Consider the following 2,674-nt stretch of genomic DNA (forward strand, 5'->3'; position numbering starts at 1 on the left):
TGCTCGCGCATTTGTTCGATTAATACTTTCATTTCTACCGCTGAGTTGGTGATGCTGGTACTAATGGATTTAGAGCCCAGTGTATTAGATTCGCGGTTAAACTCTTGCATCATAAAATCTAAACGTCGGCCACAGGCTCCGCCTTTTTTTAGGATCTTGCGGGTTTCACTGATATGAGTATTTAAACGGTCAAGCTCTTCAGCCACATCCACTTTTTGCGCTAGCAATACCATTTCTTGCTCGACACGCTGCGGCTCTAAGTCAATTTTAGCCTCTTCAAAGCGCTCCTGTAGGCGCTGACGCTGCCAAGCCATAATAGCTGGCATCTCGGCTTTTACTTTATCCACTTCTTGCGCTATGCCACTTAAGCGTTGCTCGATCAGTCCTTTAAGCTGTTCGCCTTCGCTGGCACGGGCAGCTAAAAAGTCATCAATAACCGTATCTAAGCAGGCCATTAGTTCATTACTTAGGGCGTCCATATCTTGGGCTTGAGCTTCCATTACCCCAGGCCAGCGTAAAATATCTACTGGGTTAAGCGCGCCTTGGCCGGCTTCTTTTATAATCCACTCGGCACCGGTAATCAGTTGTTGTGCCAGTGCTTTGTTCATGTGTAATTCGCCTTGGGCGGCAGTGTTAGACTCAAAGCGCAGGACGCATTCAACCTTGCCACGCTGCATACGCGCGCGCAGCTTTTCTTTGATTAATGGCTCTAGGCTGCGAAATTGCTCAGGCAAACGAGTGTAGGCTTCTAGGTAGCGCTGGTTAACAGAGCGAATTTCCCAAACGGCCGTGCCCCATTGTTGTTTAAATTCTTGTCGCCCATAGGCGGTCATGCTGTGGATCATAAAAGTCTCAATATGTCGTGCTGTTAATAAATAGAGTGTGACACAGCCATTGCCGTGCGCCAATGGCAGGCAGCATGCAATGGGCGAGCAGTTTCTTTATAATAACGGCTTGTTGTAAATTAGGCTGTTTAAGCCGCTATTATTTAATTTAAGTTGGAGAATACCATGTCTACACGAGCCTGTGGCCGTGCGGTGGACGAACTTCGCCCGGTAACCATTACGCCGCATTATACCCGCCATGCCGAAGGCTCGGTGCTGGTTGAGTTTGGCGACACTAAAGTGCTGTGTACTGCCTCGGTAGAAAAAGGCGTACCGCGATTTTTACGAGGCAAAGGCCAAGGTTGGGTGAATGCTGAATACAGCATGTTGCCCCGCTCAACTCATAATCGCATAAGACGTGAAGCAGCCACCGGCAAGCAAGGTGGCCGCACCATGGAAATTCAACGCTTGATTGCGCGCGCCTTACGTGCCGCCATTGATCTAAAAAAACTCGGTGAACACACCATTACTCTAGATTGTGATGTTATTCAAGCCGATGGCGGTACCCGTACCGCCGCCATTACTGGCGCTTGCGTCGCCTTGGCCTATGCCACACAGTGGATGAAAGCGCAGAAGATGATTACCCAAAACCCGATGAAAACCTGGGTCGCTGCAATTTCAGTGGGCATAGTCGATGGCCAAGCGGTGTCTGATTTGGAATACACAGAAGACGCCAATGCCGGCACCGATATGAATGTGGTGATGACTGGCGAAGGTGAGATGATAGAAATACAAGGCACAGCCGAGACTGCGCCTTTTAGCCACCAACAATTGCTAGACATGTTGGCGTTAGCCAGTCAGTCGATTGCAGAATTAGTCGATATTCAGGGTGAGGCCATGCGGCCAGCTAAACCGTAAAGATAACAGCTTCTTTGCCACGGAATACACGGAAAAATTAAGGTTAAAAGCTAAATTTATGAGGTTAAAACCTTATAAAATAAATATTGTTTCGCTTTTGTCTATTGTCCTTATGTCCGTGTTCTTCCGTGGCAAAAAATATATTTAATGTCGTTAATTACATTTGAGAGAGAAATCGATGAAGGATTACCAGCGTGAGTTTATTGAATTTGCCATGAGCAAAGATGTGCTTAAATTTGGCGAATTTACCCTAAAATCGGGTCGTACTAGCCCTTATTTCTTTAATGCCGGGCTATTTAACAGTGGCCGTGATTTAGCACGTTTAGGCCGTTTTTATGCCACCGCATTGGTAGAAGCCAATACTCAATATGATGTGTTATTTGGCCCTGCCTACAAAGGCATTCCCATTGCCAGTGCCACTGCGGTACAACTGGCCGAAATACACGATCAAGATGTGCCGTATTGCTTTAACCGCAAAGAAGCCAAAGATCATGGTGAAGGTGGTAACTTGGTGGGTAGCCCGCTGCAAGGGCGTATTATGTTAGTGGATGATGTGATCACCGCAGGCACTGCTATTCGTGAATCTATGGATATTATTCAAGCTAATGGTGCCGATTTAGCCGGGGTGTTAATTGCCCTTGATCGTCAAGAGAAGGGCAAAGGTGAGTTATCCGCCATTCAAGAAGTAGAGCGTGATTATAATGCCGAGGTGACGGCTATTATCACTTTAGCCGACTTAGTAGAATATTTAAGCGAGCAACCAGATATGGCTGAGCACTTAGCCAATGTACAAGCCTATCGCCAGCAATACGGGATTTAAAACATATATCCACCACGGAATACACAGAAAAAAGACGGTTTAACTGTTAAGAGCAACATTTCGTGAAAAGAGCGTAAAGCATAGCTATCATAGCAATCAACCCCGAGTGTAG

The 2,674-nt window shown here is 46.6% G+C and carries 3 protein-coding genes; 2 read left to right on the forward strand and 1 reads right to left on the reverse strand.

Features of this window, described 5'->3' with window-relative positions; all coding sequences use genetic code 11:
- Positions 1-845, reverse strand: an 845-nt coding sequence (locus ACTHY5_RS11770; RefSeq protein ID WP_441879938.1) for a YicC/YloC family endoribonuclease, incomplete at its 3' end; no start/stop codon positions are given.
- Between the two features lie 165 nt (positions 846-1,010).
- Between ACTHY5_RS11770 and rph the strand changes: the two genes are divergently transcribed.
- Both rph and pyrE read left to right on the forward strand, forming a co-directional pair.
- Complete coding sequence (rph, locus tag ACTHY5_RS11775) at positions 1,011-1,742, forward strand: ribonuclease PH (RefSeq protein ID WP_441879941.1); 732 nt, start codon at positions 1,011-1,013, stop codon at positions 1,740-1,742.
- 178 nt (positions 1,743-1,920) lie between these two features.
- The gene (gene pyrE, locus ACTHY5_RS11780) at positions 1,921-2,562 is read left to right on the forward strand and encodes an orotate phosphoribosyltransferase (RefSeq protein ID WP_441879944.1); all 642 of its coding nucleotides are present in this window, start codon (positions 1,921-1,923) and stop codon (positions 2,560-2,562) included.
- Positions 2,563-2,674: the final 112 nt, after the last annotated feature.

Source organism: Oceanisphaera sp. (assembly GCF_052084945.1).
Classification (GTDB): Bacteria; Pseudomonadota; Gammaproteobacteria; order Enterobacterales; family Aeromonadaceae; genus Oceanimonas.